We start from the raw sequence: 17603 nt of genomic DNA on the forward strand, positions 1-17603 counted from the left end.
AACCCCTCCGTCTAGGGGATGGCCCTGAATCACCCCTGATTGCCTCCTGCACTCTTTTGCACGGGAGTTGACTTGGGTACGTTCCCGCCCATGCCGATGCGAATGCGGAGAACCCGCGGAGCCCGACTGCCGTACGGAACCCTCGTGGCCGCGGCCACGGCCGCCCTGCTCGCGACCCTGGTCACGCCCGCAGGCGCGCGGCCGGACCCGACGGCCGTGCCCGCCGTGGCCCAGGCGACCGCAGGGCTCCCGGTGCGGGAGTCCCGGCCCGTCCACTCGTACGCCGACGCCATCCGCGAGTCCGTATGGGTCGACACCGGCCTCGACGGCGACGGCGACGGGCGTACGGACCGGGTCGCCGTCGACATCGTCCGCCCCCGGGAGACCGCGGCGGCCGGCCGGAAGATCCCGGTCATCATGGACGCGAGCCCCTACTACGCCTGCTGCGGACGGGGCAACGAGAGCCAGAAGAAGACCTACGACGCCGACGGGAACCCCGTCCAGTTCCCCCTGTTCTACGACAACTTCTTCGTCCCCCGCGGCTATGCCTTCGTCGCCGTCGACCTCGCCGGCACCAACCGCTCCGACGGCTGCGACGACGTCGGCGGACGCTCCGACATCCGGTCGGCCAAGGCCGTCGTCGACTGGCTGAACGGCCGCGCCCGCGGCTACACCTCCCGTACCGGCGACGCCCGCGCCCGGGCCACCACCTGGTCCACCGGGAACGTCGGCATGATCGGCAAGAGCTGGGACGGCACCGTCGCCAACGGCGTCGCCGCCACCGGCGTCGAAGGGCTGAAAACGATCGTCCCGATCGGCGCCATCTCCTCCTGGTACGACTACTTCCACTCCCAGGGCGCCCCCCTCTACAACGCCAACCCGAGCTGGCTCTCCGAGTACGTCAACAGCCCCGAGGCGCAGGCCCGCTGCGGCGCCGTCCAGCAGCGCATCACCGCGGGAACGCCCTACAGCGGCGACCGGACGCCGGCCTGGGCCGAGCGTGACTACGTGCGGAACGCGGGCAAGGTCAAGGCCAGCGTCTTCGTCGTGCACGGACAGCAGGACCTCAACGTGCGCGCCAACCACTTCGGCCAGTGGTGGGACGCGCTCGGCGCCCAGGGCGTCGAGCGGAAGATCTGGCTCTCCCAGACCGGCCACGTCGACCCCTTCGACTTCCGCCGGGCCGACTGGGTCCACACCCTGCACCGCTGGTTCGACCACTACCTCCTCGGCTACGACAACGGCATCGACCGCGAGCCGATGGCCGACATCGAGCGCGCCCCCGACCGCTGGACCACCGACCGCCAGTGGCCGCCGCGCGCCACCGCGACCACCACCCTGCGCCCCGCACCCGGCGCGGCGGCCGGCCCCGGTGTGCTCGGCCGCGTCCCCGCGGCCCCCGGCTCCACCGCGACCTTCACCGACGACCCGGCCCTCGGCGAACTCGACTGGGCCGCCCGGATCGACGGCGCGACCCCCGAGAAGGCCGGGTTCGTCACCCGCCCCCTCTCCCGTGAGCTGCGGCTCTCCGGCTCCTCCAAGGTCACGGTCACCGCCACCCCGACCACCGCCACCGCCCACCTCTCCGCCGTCCTGGTCGACCTCGGACCCGACACGATCCGCGACTACGGCGCCGCCGGCGAAGGCATCACCACCCTCGCCGACCGCACCTGCTGGGGCGCGAGCACGCCCGGTGACAGCGCCTGCTTCAAGGAGACCGCGGCCCGCACGGCCGACGTCGGGTACACGGTCGTCAGCCGGGGCTGGGCCGACCTCGGGACCTGGGCCGACCCGGCGGAGGAGCGCCCGCTGACCCCCGGCAGGGCGTACACGATGACCCTCGACCTCGCCGCCGCCGACCACGTCGTCCCGGCCGGTCACCGGCTCGCCCTGATCGTCGCCGGTACCGACAAGGACCTGCTCGACCCTCCGTCCACCACCCCGACCCTCACCCTCGACCTCACCCGCACCTGGGCGAAGCTGCCGCTGGTCGGCGGCGCCGCGGCCTTCGGCCGGGCGACCTCCGGGGCGTACCCGGCCGTGCCGTCGCCCGCCCGCACCACCGCGCCGTCCCTGAGCGGAGCCGTACCGCCGGTCGCGGTCAGCGGTCCGCGCGTCCCCGGAGCAGGAGCCGCCCGATGATCCCCCGTACCGTGCGCCGGAGTTCACGCCGCACCCTCGGCCTGGTGGCCGGCGCGGCGGCGCTCGCCCTGCCGCTCGTCACCGTCCCCGCCGGGCCGGCGGACAGCGCGACGGTGAAACCGCTGCCGCGCACCGGGTTCGAGGCGTCCGGCGGCGCCCGGTGGACGAGCGAGGCCGAGGAGCGGGACTTCCTGGCCGCGGTCGACCGGGCGAGCGCCCGGGTGTCGCTGCGGGTCATCGGCACCACCGCGCAGGGCCGGCCGCTGCGGCTCGCCACCCTCGGCACGGGCCGCACCACGGTGCTGCTCGTCTGCAGCCAGCACGGCGACGAGCCGGCCGGACGCGAGGCCTGCCTGAGTACGGTGCGGGACCTCGCCTACGCCAAGGACCGGGAGACCCGGAACCTCCTCGCCCGGACGACCCTGCTCGTCGTCCCCACCGCCAACCCCGACGGCCGGGAGGCCGACACCCGGGGCAACGCCGACGGGGTCGACATCAACCGGGACCACATCGCCCTGCGGACCGCCGAGGCGCGTGCGGTCGCCGCCGTCATCCGCGACCGGCGGCCCGAACTCGTCTACGACCTGCACGAGTACGGGGCCACCCCCCGGTACTACGACAAGGACCTGCTCGCCCTCTGGCCGCGCAGCCTGGACACCGACGCGCACGTCCACGACGAGTCCGAGAAGCTCTCCGAGCGGTACGTCAGACCCGCCGCCGGACTCGCCGGGTACAGCACCGGCATCTACGGCATCTGGACGGACCCGCTCACCGGCAAGCCGCTCAAGCAGGTCGCGGGCGACGGCCAGGAGCGCATCCTGCGCAACACGGCCGGCATCAAGCACTCCGTGGGGCTCCTCGTCGAGACCCGGGTGGACGCGCTCGACGAGGCCGAACAGAACGACCCGGCCCGCAACCACCGGCGCCGGGTCGCCACCCAGCACGCCGCGCTGGCAGGGGCGTTCGCCTATGTGGAGGAGCGGCGCGGCCCGCTCACGGCGGCCACCGCCGCCGCCCGGCGCGCCGGGTACGCCGACCGGGGACCGGTCTTCCTCGGCGGCGCCGACAACGACCCGCCGGAGCCCGCGGAGATCCTCGCCGACCCGCCGTGCGGCTACCGCCTCGACGCCGCGCAGTACGCCGAGGCGGGCGACGAACTGGCCCTGCACGGCATCACCGTGCGGCGCGAAGGGGAGGGCGTGTTCGTGCCGATGAGCCAGTCGCGGCGCTCGCTCGTCCCGCTGCTCCTGGACGGCCGTGCCACCTATCACCTCGTCAGTGGGAGTCCTGTGGAGGAGTGTTGACGATCAGGTGCCGCCGCGGCGCCATGGCGTGATTCCAGCGTTTGCCGAGGTAAAGTTACCGACCGGTACTGACCATGCCTCACACAGGCCCGCACGGCCTGGAGTTGGAGAAACACCATGCACCACATCGCGTCCGCCCGTCGCGTCCTGACGGCCGCCCTCGCCACCACGCTCCTCGCCGGTGGCGTGCTGCTCGGCCAGACGGTGACCGCCGAGCCCGCGGCGGCCGGCACCATCACCTGCAACATCAACCAGCTGAAGGCCGACGCCCGCAAGCAGCGCGACCGCGCCGCGCAGCTCAAGCGCCTCGGTGCCCACACGGAGGCCCGCAAGGCCCTCGCCAAGGCCGACGCCCTGGAGCGGCGCGCCCAGCAGTGCGCCGACGCGGACAACAACAGCAAGCCGCCGCTCTGGAAGTAGGAAACGCGAACGCGGGGCGGGCGCGGTCCGGAAGGACGGCACCCGCCCCGCGGTCGTTCCCGCGCCCGTACGGCCGCGCGCCGGGGACCGTACCGGGACCGGGACATTTCCGGGACGGCTCAGCGATGGAACGGAGCCCCTGACCGGGGAATGCTTGACGTATGCCGGCCGCGTACACGACCCTCGAACTCGCCCCAGCCACCCTGCCGCAGGGCGGTGACGGCGACCTCCCCGGAAGCCTCCGAGGAAGCCTCTCCGGATCCCTCTCCGGGCCCGTCCCCGGAGCCCGCCCCGGGCCCCTCCCCGGATGCTTCCCGCCGCCCCGCCCCGGCGACGTCGACCTCGTCGTCGACGGCAGGCCGCTGCTCCACCGGCTCGACGAGGCCGACGGCACCGACGCCGTCTCGCCGCTGGCCGGCGACCTGCTGCCCGTCCTGCGCGCCGAGCACGTCCGCCGGCTCCTCGGGACCGCGCCCTCGCTCCCCGAAGGCCGCCAGGTGATCTACTCCTGCCCCGACTGCGACGAGCTGGGCTGCGGAGCCGTCACCGCCGTCGTCGAGCGCGACGGCGAGGACGTCGTCTGGCGCGACTTCGCCTGGCAGACCGGCCCCACCGTCGACCCCGCCCGCGACGGCTACCCCGGCATCGGCCCGTACCGCTTCGACGGCGCGAGCTACCGGGCCGCCCTGCACCGCCTCGGGACGCGCCCCCGGACCGGTGCGCGCGTCGCCTAGGATTCATCCCCTGATGACTGCAACCCTCGTCGCCAAGGACCTCGCCGCCGGCCACGGCGAACGCACCCTCTTCGCCCAGCTCGACCTGGTCGTCGCCCCCGGCGACGTCATCGGCCTCGTCGGCGTCAACGGCGCCGGCAAGTCGACCCTGCTGCGGCTGCTCGCCGGGCTCGACACCCCGGAGGAGGGCGAGCTCCGGCTCTCCCCGCCCACCGCCGCCGTCGGCCACCTCCCGCAGGAGCCGGAGCGCCGCGCGGGCGAGACCGTGCGCGAGTTCCTCGCCCGGCGCACCGGCGTCGCCGCCGCCCAGGCGGCGATGGACGAGGCCACCCAGGGCCTCGTCGACGGCACGCCCGGCGCCGACGACGCGTACGCCACCACCCTGGAGCGCTGGCTGAACCTCGGCGGCGCCGACCTCGACGAGCGCGCCGAGGAGGTCGCGGGCTCCCTCGGCCTCACCGTCGGCCTCGACCAGCCGATGACCTCCCTCTCCGGCGGCCAGGCCGCCCGCGCGGGACTCGCCTCCCTGCTGCTCTCCCGCTACGACGTCTTCCTGCTCGACGAGCCCACGAACGACCTCGACCTCGACGGTCTGGAGCGCCTCGAAGCCTTCGTGAAGGGGCTGCGCGCCGGGACGGTCGTCATCAGCCACGACCGCGAGTTCCTCACCCGGACCGTCACCAAGGTCCTCGAACTCGACCTCGCCCAGCAGCAGATCACGCTGTACGGCGGCGGTTACGAGTCCTACCTGGAGGAGCGGGACCGGGCCAGGCGGCACGCGCGCGAGGACTACGAGGAGTACGCCGGGAAGAAGGCGGCCCTCGAAGCCCGCGGCCACATGCAGCGGTCCTGGATGGACAAGGGCGTCAGGAACGCCCGCCGCAAGTCCACCGACGGCGACAAGCTCGGACGCAACGCGCGCAGCGAGGCCAGCGAGAAGCAGGCCGCGAAGGCCCGCCAGACCCAGCGCATGATCGAGCGCCTCGACGTCGTCGACGAGCCCCGCAAGGAGTGGGAGCTGCGGATGGAGATCGCGGCCGCGCCGCGCTCCGGCTCGGTCGTCGCCACCCTGCGCGAGGCGGAGGTGCGCCGCGGCGACTTCTCCTTCGGCCCCGTCACCCTCCAGATCGACTGGGCCGACCGCGTCGCCGTCACCGGTGCCAACGGCGCTGGGAAGTCGACCCTGCTCGCCGCGCTCCTCGGCCGGCTGCCGCTGGACTCCGGCGACGCGGTCCTCGGCTCGGGCGTCGTCGTCGGCGAGGTCGACCAGGCGCGCAAGCTCTTCCACGGCACGGAGAGCCTCCTGGAGGCGTTCTGCGCGGCCGTGCCGGAGACCGAGCCCGCCGAGGTCCGCACCCTGCTCGCCAAGTTCGGACTCAAGGCCGTCCACGTGATGCGCCCCGCCACCACCCTCTCCCCGGGCGAGCGGACCCGCGCCGCGCTCGCCCTGCTCCAGGGCCGCGGGGTGAACCTGCTGGTGCTCGACGAGCCGACCAACCACCTGGACCTGCCGGCCATCGAGCAGCTGGAGTCCGCGCTGGAGTCGTACAACGGCACCCTGCTGCTCGTCACGCACGACCGTCGGATGCTGGACGCGGTGCGCACCACCCGCCGCGTCGAGGTCGCCGACGGCAAGGTCACCGAGCTCTGATGGCGGGCCTCCCGCGCGCGGGCGCGCGATGACCGTCTCCTTCGGCTGGGGCCCCGTCGAGGCGCGGACCCTCGCCCCGGCGGCCGCCTGCCTGGTCGTCGTCGACGTGCTGTCCTTCACCACGTCCGTGGGCGTCGCCGTCGAGCGCGGCACCGCCGTCCTCCCCTACCGGTGGCGGGACGCCACGGCCGTCGCGTACGCGCGGGAGCGGGAAGCGGTGCTCGCCGTCGGCCGGAGCGAGGCCACCGGGACGCACCCCTGGACGCTCTCCCCCGCCGCCCTGCGCGCGGCGCCCGCGCCCGACCGGCTCGTCCTGCCCTCCCCGAACGGCTCCCCCCTCGCGGCCGAGGCCGGGGACGCGGCCGTCGTCGCCGCCTCCCTGCGCAACCACTCGGCCGTCGCCCGGTGGCTCGCGGAGCGGGGGTACGGCTCCGCCGGGCGCCCCCTCGCGGTCGTCGCCGCCGGCGAGCGGTGGCCGGACGGTTCGCTGCGTCCGGCGCTGGAGGACCTGCTCGGCGCGGGCGCGGTCCTCGCCGGGCTGCGGGCCGCGGGTCCGCACACCCTGACCCCGGAGGCGACCGCGGCGGCCACGCTGTGGTCGGCGACCGAGGACCCGGTCGCCGCCTTGCACGGCTGCGACTCGGGCCGTGAACTGTACGAGTACGGCTTTCCGCAGGACGTGGGGGTGGCCGCCGAGATCGACAGCTCGACGACCGTCCCCGTGCTCGTGGACGGCGCATTCCAGGAGGCACCATGACCGACCTGCTGACCCGGCTCACCGAGATGCTGGACGACCTCGACGCGGACGTCGACGAGACGATCGACCTCGCCGACGAGATCGCGGCCTCGGGCGACGCCGCTCTCCTGCCGCGTCTCCAGGCGGAGCTCGACCGCGCGCTCACCGAGCGGAACGCCTACGCCCGTGAACTCCTCGGCGGTGTCCTCGCCGCCATCGGCGGCCCGGACGCGCTGCCCACCCTGATCCGGGCGTCGGCCGTCGACCTCGGTGACGACCAGGACGGCCTGGCCACCGAGATCGTCGACCTGGTCCAGGCGGACCCGAAGGCGGCCCGGGGGCTGCTCCAGCCCCTCACGGAGGACGACGACCTCTCGGTCGCCAACCGGGCCGACTGGGCCCTGCGCTTCCTGCCGTAGCCGTAGCCGTAGCCGTAGCCGTAGCCGGTGACGCGACGAGGCCACGGCCCGGTGGGCCGTGGCCTCTTTCCCGCCGGGGCGGGGTCAGGGTCTACCAGAAGACGCTGCAGTCCACGAGGTCCGTGGCGGTGTCCTTGATGCAGACGCGGTAGTACGCGGTGGGGCTGCCCAGCATGTTGGACCAGTCCTGGCCCGGGTTCGGGAACTTCACCTGCAGGCTGCGCTGGAAGTCGGTGCCCTTGCCGCCCCATTTCTCGACGGAGCCGTAGCGGTCCCACCACTGCTCGCCGTCGGCGGTGACCCGGACCCAGGCCGCCGTACACGAGGGGGACCAGCGCAGCTCGGCGCGGAGGCCGGGGTGGTTGCGGGCGGTGACGCTCGCCTTGGTCACCGCGTCGCCGTCGCAGCCCATGGAGACGGGGCCGCGGTTGTCGCAGCCGGCCCCGCCGCAGCCGGCGGCGTACGAGGTGCCCGCGAGCGGGACGAGGGCCACGGTCATCGCGGCGGCCGAGACCGTCGCCACCTTCGCGATCATGCGCTTCATGGTTACAACCTCCATAAAAGGAAGATCATGTGCCCCACCCGTGGAGGCAGAAGCTGATCATGGTGGGGGGTCCTGAGCGCGTCAACGGTTTATATCCGGCCATCCCGGGGCGGTGCTCCGACGCCGCGGGGCCGCCCCCGCGACCCCGGTCGGGGTCACGGGAACGGCCCCGTGTCGTCAGCTCGGAAACCCGCTCCGACCTGGTGTTCTATCGGCGCTTGCGGTCTCCGTCGCCCAGCAGGCCGGCCTTGCGCAGGGCGTCCGCCATGGCGCTGTTGGCGGGCGCGGGCGCCGCCGAACGTTCCCGGCCGCCACGCTCCCCGCGCTCGTTCCGGTTACCGCCCTCGGACCTGCGGCCACCACCCTGCCGCTGCTGCGGCGGCCGGCCCGCGCGCTCGCCCCGATCGCCGCGCTCGCCCCGCTCGCGCCGGGGCGCCCCGCCCTGTCCTTCGGTGCCCGACTCGTCGTCGAGCCGCAGCGTCAGCGAGATCCGCTTGCGGGGGATGTCGACGTCGAGAACTTTCACCTTGACCACGTCGCCGGGCTTCACCACGTCACGCGGATCCTTGACGAAGTTCTTCGACATCGCCGAGACGTGCACCAGGCCGTCCTGGTGCACACCGATGTCCACGAACGCCCCGAACGCGGCCACGTTGGTGACGACGCCCTCCAGGACCATCCCGGACGCCAGGTCGCCGATCTTCTCGACGCCCTCGGCGAAGGTGGCCGTACGGAACGCCGGTCGCGGGTCGCGGCCCGGCTTCTCCAGCTCGCGCAGGATGTCCGTCACCGTCGGCAGACCGAAGGTCTCGTCGACGAAGTCGTCCGGCCGCAGCGAGCGCAGCGTGCCGGTGTCGCCGATGAGCGCCGCCACCTCGCCGCCCGTGGCCTTCACCATCCGGCGCACCACCGGGTACGCCTCCGGGTGCACCGAGGAGGAGTCGAGCGGGTCGTCGCCGCCCCGGATGCGCAGGAAGCCCGCGCACTGCTCGTACGCCTTCGGGCCGAGCCTGGCCACGTCCTTGAGGGCCCGGCGGGAGCGGAAGGGGCCGTTGGCGTCCCGGTGCGCCACGATGTTCTCCGCGAGGCCCGAGCTGATGCCCGAGACCCGGGAGAGCAGCGGCGCCGAGGCGGTGTTGACGTCGACACCGACACCGTTCACACAGTCCTCGACGACCGCGTCGAGCGAGCGGGACAGCTTCACCTCGGCCAGGTCGTGCTGGTACTGGCCGACGCCGATGGACTTCGGGTCGATCTTCACCAGCTCGGCGAGCGGGTCCTGGAGGCGGCGGGCGATGGAGACCGCGCCGCGCAACGACACGTCGAGGTCCGGGAGTTCCTGCGAGGCGAAGGCGGAGGCCGAGTAGACCGAGGCGCCCGCCTCCGAGACCATGACCTTGGTCAGCTTCAACTCGGGGTGCTTGGCGAGGAGTTCGGCCGCCAGCTTGTCGGTTTCGCGGGAGGCCGTGCCGTTCCCGATCGCGATCAGCTCGACCGCGTGCTCCTTCGCGAGCCGCGCCAGCCTCTCAAGCGCCTGGTCCCACTTGTTGGCCGGCACGTGCGGGTAGATGGTGTCGGTGGCCACGACCTTGCCGGTCGCGTCGACCACGGCCACCTTGACGCCGGTACGGAAGCCCGGGTCGAGGCCGAGCGTGGCGCGGGTGCCGGCCGGTGCGGCGAGCAGCAGGTCCCGCAGGTTCGCCGCGAAGACCCGGACCGCCTCGTCCTCGGCGGCCGTCCGCAGCCGCAGCCGCAGGTCGATCCCGAGGTGGACGAGGATGCGGGTCCGCCAGGCCCAACGGACCGTTTCCTGGAGCCACTTGTCACCGGGGCGGCCCCGGTCGGCGATCCCGAAGCGCTCCGCGACGATCCCCTCGTACGAGGACGGGCCGGGGAGCTCGGAGGGCTCCTCCGGCTCCAGTTCCAGGCTGAGCACGTCCTCCTTCTCGCCGCGCAGCATGGCGAGCACCCGGTGCGAGGGCAGCGCCGTGAAGGGCTCGGTGAAGTCGAAGTAGTCGGCGAACTTCGCTCCGGCCTCCTCCTGCCCGTCCCGCACCTTCGCCACCAGCCGCCCGCGGCTCCACATGCGCTCGCGGAGCTCGCCGATGAGATCGGCGTCCTCGGAGAAGGTCTCGGCGAGGATCGCCCGCGCGCCCTCCAGGGCCGCGGCGGCGTCCGCGACGCCCTTGTCCGCGTCCACGAAGGCCGCGGCGGCGGCCGCCGGCTCCACCGACGGGTCTGCGAGCAGCCCCTCCGCCAGGGGTGCGAGCCCCGCCTCGCGGGCGATCTGGGCCTTCGTCCGGCGCTTGGGCTTGAAGGGCAGGTAGATGTCCTCCAGGCGCGCCTTGGTGTCGGCGGCCCGGATGCGGGCCTCCAGCTCATCCGTCAGCTTGCCCTGCTCGCGTACCGAGTCGAGGATCGCCGACCGGCGGTCCTCCAGCTCGCGCAGATAGCGCAGCCGCTCCTCGAGGGTGCGCAGCTGCGCGTCGTCGAGCATCTCGGTCGCTTCCTTGCGGTAGCGCGCGATGAACGGCACGGTCGAACCGCCGTCGAGCAGCTCGACGGCTGCCTTCACCTGTCGCTCGCGTACGCCGAGTTCCTCGGCGATCCTTGCTTCGATGGACGTCGTCACGGTGTCCCGACTCGCCTTCTCGTGCCTCAAGCTTGCGAGTGCATTGTGCCGGGTCGGTCACCCGTACGCGGTAACCGACCCGTCCCGCGCGCGTCCCCGAGCGTCCGCGGGCGCGCTCCCGGCCGGACTCAGCCCCTGCCGATGAGGTCCGCGGGGAAGGCGCCCGCGCCGGCCGCCGTGAGCAGGAAGCCGCGGCCCAGCTCGGTGAGCCGCTCGACGCCGGCCGCGCCGAGGTGCTCGTACGGGGCGCGGTCGAGCCGGTCGGTGTGCTCCTCGACCTCGTCGCGCAGGGCCGTACCGGACTCGGTCAGCGCCCCTTCGGCGTCGAGGAGGCCGCGCCCGCGCAGCCGCTCCACCGCCCCGTCCCAGTCGGCGCGCCGCCAGCCGCGGGAGCCGAGCACCCAGCGCGGGGACATGCCCTTGCCGGTGGCGGTGTGGGAGACGAGCGCCTCGACGGGGTCGAGCCCGGCGGAGAGCAGGGCCGCGAGGTGCCCGTCGCCCCGGTGCTCGCGCAGCAGGGTGGCGGCGTGCCAGTAGGCGAGGTGGGGTTCCTCGGGCACCGGCAGGTCCGCGTGGGCCGAGTACAGCGGCCGGGCGTGCCGGGTGCAGGCCTCGGTGGCGCGCAGGGCGAGCTCCGCCGCCTCCGCCATCTCCGGGGAGGCGACGGTCTCCTCGCCGAGCAGCCGGCGCAGGGTCGCGTCGACGGTCCGCAGCCGGGCGTCGAGGACGGCGGCGGGGGAGGCGGTCTCCCAGACGGCGGGGAGGTGCTGGGCGAGCAGCTCGTGGTTGTAGTTGTAGAAGGTCGCGGCGACGGTGCCGGCGCCCACCGCGCCGAGGGCGGCGCTGCGTGCGGCGAGCCGCATCGCGCTCCGGTCCGTGAATCCCAGGGCGCCGAACTCGCGGTCCAGGTCGGGCGAGAAGTACAGCGTGGAGTGGAACGGGTTGATGGCGTTGTGGCAGCGGCGTCCCGCGCGCGGCGGCAGAGCAGTCGTCGTCATGCCCCGAAGGTTACCGACTGGTCGGTACGACCGGAACGGTCGGGGACGACTCCCGACTCCGCGAGGGCAGGAAAGGTGGGGTCGGCGTCATTGCGGCCGTCTCCGTGCCCTCCCAGGATGGAGGCATGACGCAGCGACCCGTTCTCGTCGTCCTCTTCGACGGCGTGCAGAGCCTCGACGTCACCGGTCCCTTCGAGGTGTTCGCCGGTGCCGGCCGGGCCGCCGGAGACCCCCACGCGTACCCGCTCCGCACCGCCTCCCTGGACGGCGGACCCGTCCGCACCCACAGCGGCCTGCGGCTGCTCCCCGACACCACCCTCGCCGAGGCGGTCGCCGACGGCGCCCCGCACACCCTCGTCGTCCCCGGCGGCGAAGGCACCCGGGCCCCCGACCCAGCCCTGATCGACTGGCTCCGCACCCACGCCCCGGCGGCCGCGCGCCTGGTCTCCGTCTGCACCGGGGCGCTGCTCCTCGCCGAGGCCGGGCTCCTCGACGGCCACCGGGCGACCACCCACTGGGTCGCCTGCGACCACCTGGCCCGCTGCTACCCCGAGGTCGAGGTGGACCCCGACCCCATCTTCGTACGGGACGGACGGATCTCCACCTCCGCCGGGGTCACCGCAGGCATCGACCTGGCCCTCGCCCTGGTGGAGGAGGACCACGGCCGGGACGTGGCCCTCACCGTCGCCCGCCACCTCGTCGTCTTCCTGCGCCGCCCCGGCAACCAGGCCCAGTTCAGCGTCCAGCTCGCCGCCCAGACCGCCCGCCGGGAGCCGCTGCGCGACCTCCAGCAGTGGATCACCGAGCACCCCGAAGGCGACCTCTCGGTCGAGGCCCTCGCCGCCCGCGCCCGCCTCTCGCCCCGCCACTTCGCCCGCGCCTTCCACGCGGAGACCGGCACGACCCCCGGCCGGTACGTCGACCGGGTACGGCTCGAACACGCCCGCCGCCTCCTGGAGGAGACCACCCACGGGGTCGAGGAGGTCTCCCGCGCCTCGGGCTACGGCACCCCCGAGGCGATGCGCCGCGCCTTCACCAAGGTCCTCGGCACCGCTCCCGCGGACTACCGCCGCCGCTTCCACTCACCCGCCAGCTGAAAGGCACCCGCCATGCAGATCGCCGTCCTGCTCTACCAGGGCTTCACCACGCTCGACGCCGTCGGTCCGTACGAGCTCCTCGCCCGGCTCCCCGGGGCCGAGACCGTCTTCGTGGCCAAGGAGGCAGGACCCGTCCGCAACGACCAGGGCAGCCTCGCCCTCGTCGCCGACAAGGCCCTCGCCGAGGTCCCGCGCCCCGACATCGTCCTGGTCCCCGGCGGCCCCGACTCCCGCGCGGCGATGGACGACCCGGAGATCCAGGCCTGGCTCCGCACCGCCGACGAGACCAGCACCTGGACCACCTCCGTCTGCACCGGCTCCCTGATCCTGGCCGCCGCCGGAGTCCTCGACGGCCGCCGCGCCACCACCCACTGGCTGGCCCACGAGGAGCTCAGGGCGCTCGGCGTCGAACCCACCGGCGAACGGGTCGTCTTCGACGGCAAGTACGTCACCGCCGCCGGCGTCTCCTCCGGCATCGACATGGCGCTGCACCTGCTCGGCCGGATCGGCGGGGACGAGACCGCGCAGACGATCCAGCTGCTCACCGAGTACGACCCGCAGCCGCCCTACGACGCGGGCTCACCGGACAAGGCCCCGGCCGAGATCGTGGCGCGGTGGCGGGGCGTGAAGGCGGAGGACCTGCCGCAGGGCCGCTGAGCGAGGGCCCGAGGGGCTTCAGCTCCCGTACGTGAAGCGGGGCGCCCGGCGTTCCAGGAAGGCGGCGACACCCTCCGCGGTGTCGCCGCTGCCGCGCGCCTGCTCCGCCCAGTGGGCGTCCCGGTCCAGACGTCCGTCGGCGAACTCCTTGGCCGCCGCCTGGGTCAGCAGCGAGCGGGAGGCGAGCACCCGGGCGAACTCGGCCACCCGCTTGTCCAGCGCGCCCGCCGGGTGCAGCTCGTCCACGAGACCGGTCCGCAGCGCCCGCTCGCCGTCGATCAACTCGCCGGAGAACAACAGGTACTTGGCGGTCGCGGGCCCGACCAGGGCGGCCAGCCGGCGGGTCGAGGAGGACGGGTAGACGATGCCGAGCTTCGACGGGGTGATCCCGAAGCGGGCGCCCTCCTCCGCGAACCGCAGGTCACAGGCGGCCGCGAGCTGACTGCCGCCCCCCACGCAGAAGCCCCGGACGGCCGCCAGGGTCGGCCGGGGGAAGGCGGCGAGCGCCTCCTCGGCCCGTACCGCGAGCGACTGCTGTTCGTCGCCCGGCTCCCGGAGCGCGGAGATGTCGGCCCCGGCGCAGAAGGTGTCGCCCTCACCCGTCAGGACCAGCACCCGGACGGCGGAATCGGCGGCGAGCCGGTCCAGGACGCCGGGCAGGGCACGCCACATCCCGGCGCTCATCGCGTTGCGCTTGGCGGGGTTGGCGATGACGACGGTGGCGATCCCGTCCGTGACGCTGTCCTTCAGCTGCGGCTCCATGGGCCGGATGCTATCCGCCGGACCCGAACGTACGATCAGGAAGGGGTCTGCGCCGAGGAGGCACGGCATGGCCAAGGACGCCCACGCCCCGGACGGGGCCCCGGACCAGGTCCGCGCGATGGCACGCGAGGGGAAGCGGCTCAGCAGGAGCTTCAGCTGGCTGGCCGCCCTCGGCGCGCTGCTGGTCATCGGCGGTGTCGTCGGTCTGATCTACACCGCCGCCGCGACCTTGACCTCGATGCTGCTCTTCGGCTGGCTGCTGCTGATCGGCGGTGTCGTCGGACTGCTCCAGGCGATCCAGTCACGCGGCACCAGCTACTTCTGGCTCGCCGTGGTGGTGGCCGCGCTGAACATCGCGGCCGGTGTGGTGGTGATCCGTCACCCGGAGGGCACGGCCGAGGCGCTGACCATGTTCGCCGCCCTGCTCTTCCTGACCGGCGGGGTGTTCCGGCTGGTGGGCAGCGTGGTGGTGCGCGGGCCGCAGTTCGGCTGGACCCTGCTCCAGGGTGCCTTCGGACTGCTGCTCGGTCTGCTCGTGCTGTTCGACTGGCCGGACAGCAGCCGGTACGTCCTCGGGGTCTTCTTCTCGCTCGCGCTGCTCTTCGACGGCCTCGGTCTGATCGCGATCGGAGTGGGCGGCCGGCGGATCGTCGGTATGGTGTCGCCGACGCCGCTGCCCGACAGGCCCCCGGAGCCGTCAGAAAGCGGACCCGATCAGTCGAACAACTGACATCGGCATACTCACGCGATCAAAATGCGGCCGATAAGTGTCGACTTCTGGTCAGTAGGCCGGTCCGCCCGCGCGCATTGCCAAGACTCGATCCGTGGCGAGAATCGAGCACGAGGGTGGGAACCGTACCGTGGAGAACCACGGGGGTGGCCCCGCCCGGCAACCGTCCTACGAAGGAGTCTGGCGCTTCACCGCTGCCGCGGTCGACGTCTCCGTCCCGCAGGCCCGGCACGCCGTACGCGACCTGCTGGTCCGCCAGGCCGTCCCGCTCCATGAGGAGATCATGGACGGCCTGCTGCTGATCGTCTCCGAGCTGGTCACCAACGCCGTGCGGCACGCGGCGCTGCTGTCCCCTGAGATAGCGGTGGAAGTGGCCATCGGCCCCGAGTGGATCCGGGTCTCCGTCGAGGACAACCACCCGTACCGCCCCAAGGCCCTGGAGGCGGACTACGGGCAGACCGGCGGCCGCGGGCTGCTGCTGGTCCGCGAGATCGCCCTGGAGTCCGGCGGCGCCTGCGATGTCGAGCACACCGCGAGCGGCGGCAAGATCATCTGGGCGGCGCTGCCCCTGGCCCCGATGGCACCGGGGCCGGGAGCGGCGGCGCACCAGCCGATGGTCACCAGCCCCCGGCCGGACCCGTCAGTTCCCTGACCGCCGGACGCGCCGCGTCCAGCACCGTCATGAACCAGGCGGAGAAGGGCGCGGCGGCGTGGCGCTCGGCCAGCTCGGCGGCGGTCACGAAGGCCGTGTCCTCGATCTCCTCCGGGTCCGGCCGCGGGTCGGCCTGCACGAGACCGACGAAGAGGTGGTTGAACTCCTGCTCCACCAGGCCGGAGGCCGGGTCCGGGTGGTTGTAGCGGACGGTGCCCGCCTCCGCGAGGAGGGTGGGGGAGACGCCGAGCTCCTCGAAGGTCCGGCGGGCCGCCGCGGCGAACGGCGCCTCACCCGGGTAGGGGTGGCCGCAGCAGGTGTTCGACCAGACGCCGGGGGAGTGGTACTTGCCGAGCGCGCGGCGCTGCAGCAGCAGCCGGCCCGACTCGTCGAACAGGAAGACGGAGAACGCGCGGTGCAGCAGGCCGGGGGCCTGGTGGGCGGCGAGCTTCTCCGCCGTCCCGATGGTCGTCCCGTCCTCGTCGACCAGTTCGAGCATGATCGGCGCCGGGGCTCCGGACGGCTGGACACCGTTCGACGAGATCTCCGGCGAGATCTGAGTCGCGGTGGCTGGTGTGGTCGGCATACCCATCCTTCGCTTCGGTCCTCGCCCCGGCGGGGCCACCTCAGTCTGCCGTACAAAAGCGGCTTGTCCGTACTTCGGAGGCCGGACGTGGCCGCTCCCACCGCACCGGAGTACATCCGGCGCGGCGGGAGCGGAGACGGGACACGCGGCGGTCAGACGCCGAAAGCCGCCGGATAGGCGATCGTGCCGGACGGAACGGGCACGGAGTCGTCGAGGACGAGCGCCATCATCGCCTCGTCCGGCACCTCGAAACCTGGCCTGATTCCATACTCAGACGCACGTACGAACCCGAACCTCGGGTAGTACTCCGGATGGCCCAGCACCAGGACCAGCGGCTCACCGCTCAGCCGGGCCGCGTCGAGCACCGCCCGGACGACGGCCTGCCCGGCCCCCGTCCGCTGGTGCGCCGGCGCGACCGAGACCGGGGCGAGCGCCGCCGCGGGGGCGCCGTCCACCCGGCAGCGGGTGATCAGGGCGTGCGCCGCGACCGAGCCGTCGGGGGCCTCGGCCACGTACGACAGGCCCGGCAGCCAGGCGCCGGGGTCCCGCCGGAGCGCGTCGACCAGGTCGGCCTCCGCCTCCGAGCCGAAGGCGGCCGCCACGAGCGGCCGGACCGCCGGGACGTCCTCGGCGGTCTCCTGACGCGTGCGCCAGCGCGGGTCCGCGGGCCGCAGGACGAATCCCGCGTACCCGAAGTCGGAGCCGTGCGCGCGCCGCAAGGCGATCTCGGCGCGGGCGCCGGCCACCGCCTCGGCCATGCCGGGCCGGGTGAGGTCCGCCGCGTCGGCGTGCGCCCCCAGCGGACCGTAGTACTCGTCCCAGTCGCTCTCGGGCTGGAGGAGGGTCCCGAGGACGTGATAGCCCGCCTCGACCGCCGCCGCGGTGTTACCGGCGAGGGAGCGGAGCGGGTAGTGCTCGTCCCAGAAGGCGCGGGCCTCGGCGGCCGGCTCCTCGGAGGTCCACAGGCACTCGGTGAGCACCAGCGTCCCGCCCGGCGCGAGCAGCCTGCGCCACTCGGCGAGCGCCCGGTCGAAGCCGAGCACGAAGACCGAGCTCTCGGCCCAGACCAGGTCGAAGGAGCCGTCGGGGAACGGCAGTGCGCCCATGTCGGCGCGGAGGGTACGGATCGAGCCGTCGAGCCCGCGGGCCGCGGCGGACTCCCGCAGTTCCGCGAGGAACGGTTCGTGGAGGTCGACGGCGGTCACCTCGGCGCCCGCAGCGGCCAGGAGCAGGGCGGAGCGGCCCGGGCCGCAGCCCAGGTCGAGCACCCGCGGACGCTCGGGCAGCTGCCCGCAGAGCGCGAGGAGCCGACGCGTGGTGGCGTCGGAGCCGGGTCCCTGCCGCGGAAGACCGTGGTGCAGGGCGAAGAAGGAGTCGTACGAAGTGTTGTCGGACAACGTGGGAAACCCTTGGTGAGAGGGCCCCGGCCGACGACGTGAAGGACCGGTGGGAACCGGGATCAGGTCAGCCGGAGACCCGGAGGCTGAGGAAGGACCGGGTGCTGCCGCTCGGGGCAGCCTCCATCGCGACGGTCATCAA

General features: G+C 73.7%; 16 protein-coding genes and 1 pseudogene. 11 read left to right on the forward strand and 6 right to left on the reverse strand.

The window, feature by feature from the left end:
- The first annotated feature begins 90 nt into the window (after nt 1-90).
- The 7 genes and pseudogenes from DEJ43_RS32120 to DEJ43_RS32155 all read left to right on the forward strand — a co-directional run bounded on the left by DEJ43_RS32120 (nt 91) and on the right by DEJ43_RS32155 (nt 7406).
- Complete coding sequence (locus DEJ43_RS32120) at nt 91-2142, forward strand: Xaa-Pro dipeptidyl-peptidase (protein WP_078508806.1); 2052 nt, start codon at nt 91-93, stop codon at nt 2140-2142.
- On the forward strand, nt 2139-3446 hold the full coding sequence (locus tag DEJ43_RS32125; RefSeq protein ID WP_015037602.1) for a M14 family metallopeptidase: 1308 nt from the start codon (nt 2139-2141) through the stop codon (nt 3444-3446). The genes DEJ43_RS32120 and DEJ43_RS32125 overlap by 4 nt, the downstream gene beginning before the upstream one ends.
- A 117-nt stretch (nt 3447-3563) precedes the next feature.
- The gene (locus tag DEJ43_RS32130; protein ID WP_015037603.1) at nt 3564-3866 is read left to right on the forward strand and encodes a hypothetical protein; all 303 of its coding nucleotides are present in this window, start codon (nt 3564-3566) and stop codon (nt 3864-3866) included.
- Nucleotides 3867-4027: 161 nt separating this feature from the next.
- Nucleotides 4028-4591: pseudogene (locus DEJ43_RS38815) on the forward strand (hypothetical protein); the annotation flags it as partial.
- Nucleotides 4592-4613: 22 nt separating this feature from the next.
- Nucleotides 4614-6251 carry an ABC-F family ATP-binding cassette domain-containing protein gene (locus DEJ43_RS32145; protein WP_041663126.1) on the forward strand — a complete coding sequence of 546 codons (1638 nt, stop codon included), beginning with the start codon at nt 4614-4616 and terminating at the stop codon, nt 6249-6251.
- Between the two features lie 28 nt (nt 6252-6279).
- On the forward strand, nt 6280-7008 hold the full coding sequence (locus DEJ43_RS32150; protein WP_015037606.1) for a 2-phosphosulfolactate phosphatase: 729 nt from the start codon (nt 6280-6282) through the stop codon (nt 7006-7008).
- Nucleotides 7005-7406: a hypothetical protein gene (locus tag DEJ43_RS32155; RefSeq protein WP_015037607.1), complete on the forward strand. Its 402-nt coding sequence runs from the start codon at nt 7005-7007 to the stop codon at nt 7404-7406. The genes DEJ43_RS32150 and DEJ43_RS32155 overlap by 4 nt, the downstream gene beginning before the upstream one ends.
- Before the next feature lie 91 nt (nt 7407-7497).
- Here the strand turns inward: DEJ43_RS32155 and DEJ43_RS32160 are convergent, their stop codons facing one another.
- The 3 genes from DEJ43_RS32160 to DEJ43_RS32170 form a co-directional block, all read right to left on the reverse strand.
- Nucleotides 7498-7950: a DUF2690 domain-containing protein gene (locus DEJ43_RS32160; RefSeq protein WP_015037608.1), complete on the reverse strand. Its 453-nt coding sequence runs from the start codon at nt 7948-7950 to the stop codon at nt 7498-7500.
- 208 nt (nt 7951-8158) lie between these two features.
- On the reverse strand, nt 8159-10582 hold the full coding sequence (locus DEJ43_RS32165) for a Tex family protein (RefSeq protein ID WP_015037609.1): 2424 nt from the start codon (nt 10580-10582) through the stop codon (nt 8159-8161).
- Between the two features lie 128 nt (nt 10583-10710).
- Nucleotides 10711-11580, reverse strand: a complete 870-nt coding sequence (locus DEJ43_RS32170) for an SCO6745 family protein (protein ID WP_015037610.1) — start codon at nt 11578-11580, stop codon at nt 10711-10713.
- 125 nt (nt 11581-11705) lie between these two features.
- Here DEJ43_RS32170 and DEJ43_RS32175 point away from each other — a divergent pair, with 125 nt between their 5' ends.
- Both DEJ43_RS32175 and DEJ43_RS32180 read left to right on the forward strand, forming a co-directional pair.
- A complete protein-coding gene (locus tag DEJ43_RS32175) occupies nt 11706-12677 on the forward strand; it encodes a GlxA family transcriptional regulator (protein ID WP_015037611.1) in 972 nt (323 codons plus the stop codon).
- Between the two features lie 12 nt (nt 12678-12689).
- Nucleotides 12690-13334, forward strand: a complete 645-nt coding sequence (locus tag DEJ43_RS32180; RefSeq protein ID WP_015037612.1) for a DJ-1/PfpI family protein — start codon at nt 12690-12692, stop codon at nt 13332-13334.
- 18 nt (nt 13335-13352) lie between these two features.
- On the opposite strand, the gene DEJ43_RS32185 is transcribed toward DEJ43_RS32180, so the two are convergent.
- Nucleotides 13353-14096, reverse strand: a complete 744-nt coding sequence (locus DEJ43_RS32185) for an enoyl-CoA hydratase/isomerase family protein (protein ID WP_041663127.1) — start codon at nt 14094-14096, stop codon at nt 13353-13355.
- Nucleotides 14097-14163: 67 nt separating this feature from the next.
- Between DEJ43_RS32185 and DEJ43_RS32190 the strand changes: the two genes are divergently transcribed.
- A complete protein-coding gene (locus tag DEJ43_RS32190; protein WP_015037614.1) occupies nt 14164-14826 on the forward strand; it encodes an HdeD family acid-resistance protein in 663 nt (220 codons plus the stop codon).
- 94 nt (nt 14827-14920) lie between these two features.
- Nucleotides 14921-15478: an ATP-binding protein gene (locus tag DEJ43_RS32195; protein WP_015037615.1), complete on the forward strand. Its 558-nt coding sequence runs from the start codon at nt 14921-14923 to the stop codon at nt 15476-15478.
- Here DEJ43_RS32195 and idi read toward each other — a convergent pair.
- Both idi and DEJ43_RS32205 read right to left on the reverse strand, forming a co-directional pair.
- Nucleotides 15444-16064 carry an isopentenyl-diphosphate Delta-isomerase gene (gene idi, locus DEJ43_RS32200; RefSeq protein WP_041663131.1) on the reverse strand — a complete coding sequence of 207 codons (621 nt, stop codon included), beginning with the start codon at nt 16062-16064 and terminating at the stop codon, nt 15444-15446. The two genes, DEJ43_RS32195 and idi, sit on opposite strands and share 35 nt — an antisense overlap.
- Before the next feature lie 152 nt (nt 16065-16216).
- Nucleotides 16217-17461, reverse strand: a complete 1245-nt coding sequence (locus tag DEJ43_RS32205) for a bifunctional class I SAM-dependent methyltransferase/N-acetyltransferase (protein WP_015037617.1) — start codon at nt 17459-17461, stop codon at nt 16217-16219.
- Between the last annotated feature and the right edge of the window lie 142 nt (nt 17462-17603).

Source organism: Streptomyces venezuelae ATCC 10712 (genome assembly GCF_008639165.1).
Classification (GTDB): Bacteria; Actinomycetota; Actinomycetes; order Streptomycetales; family Streptomycetaceae; genus Streptomyces; species Streptomyces venezuelae.

Coding starts and splice junctions, on each gene's coding strand:
- idi (WP_041663131.1), bottom strand. CDS start 16,064: ATGCCGACCACACCAGCCACCGCGACTCAGATCTCGCCGGAGATCTCG.
- DEJ43_RS32175 (WP_015037611.1), top strand. CDS start 11,706: ATGACGCAGCGACCCGTTCTCGTCGTCCTCTTCGACGGCGTGCAGAGC.
- DEJ43_RS32160 (WP_015037608.1), bottom strand. CDS start 7,950: ATGAAGCGCATGATCGCGAAGGTGGCGACGGTCTCGGCCGCCGCGATG.
- DEJ43_RS32125 (WP_015037602.1), top strand. CDS start 2,139: ATGATCCCCCGTACCGTGCGCCGGAGTTCACGCCGCACCCTCGGCCTG.
- DEJ43_RS32120 (WP_078508806.1), top strand. CDS start 91: ATGCCGATGCGAATGCGGAGAACCCGCGGAGCCCGACTGCCGTACGGA.
- DEJ43_RS32185 (WP_041663127.1), bottom strand. CDS start 14,096: ATGGAGCCGCAGCTGAAGGACAGCGTCACGGACGGGATCGCCACCGTC.
- DEJ43_RS32145 (WP_041663126.1), top strand. CDS start 4,614: ATGACTGCAACCCTCGTCGCCAAGGACCTCGCCGCCGGCCACGGCGAA.
- DEJ43_RS32180 (WP_015037612.1), top strand. CDS start 12,690: ATGCAGATCGCCGTCCTGCTCTACCAGGGCTTCACCACGCTCGACGCC.
- DEJ43_RS32170 (WP_015037610.1), bottom strand. CDS start 11,580: ATGACGACGACTGCTCTGCCGCCGCGCGCGGGACGCCGCTGCCACAAC.
- DEJ43_RS32150 (WP_015037606.1), top strand. CDS start 6,280: ATGACCGTCTCCTTCGGCTGGGGCCCCGTCGAGGCGCGGACCCTCGCC.
- DEJ43_RS32155 (WP_015037607.1), top strand. CDS start 7,005: ATGACCGACCTGCTGACCCGGCTCACCGAGATGCTGGACGACCTCGAC.
- DEJ43_RS32190 (WP_015037614.1), top strand. CDS start 14,164: ATGGCCAAGGACGCCCACGCCCCGGACGGGGCCCCGGACCAGGTCCGC.
- DEJ43_RS32130 (WP_015037603.1), top strand. CDS start 3,564: ATGCACCACATCGCGTCCGCCCGTCGCGTCCTGACGGCCGCCCTCGCC.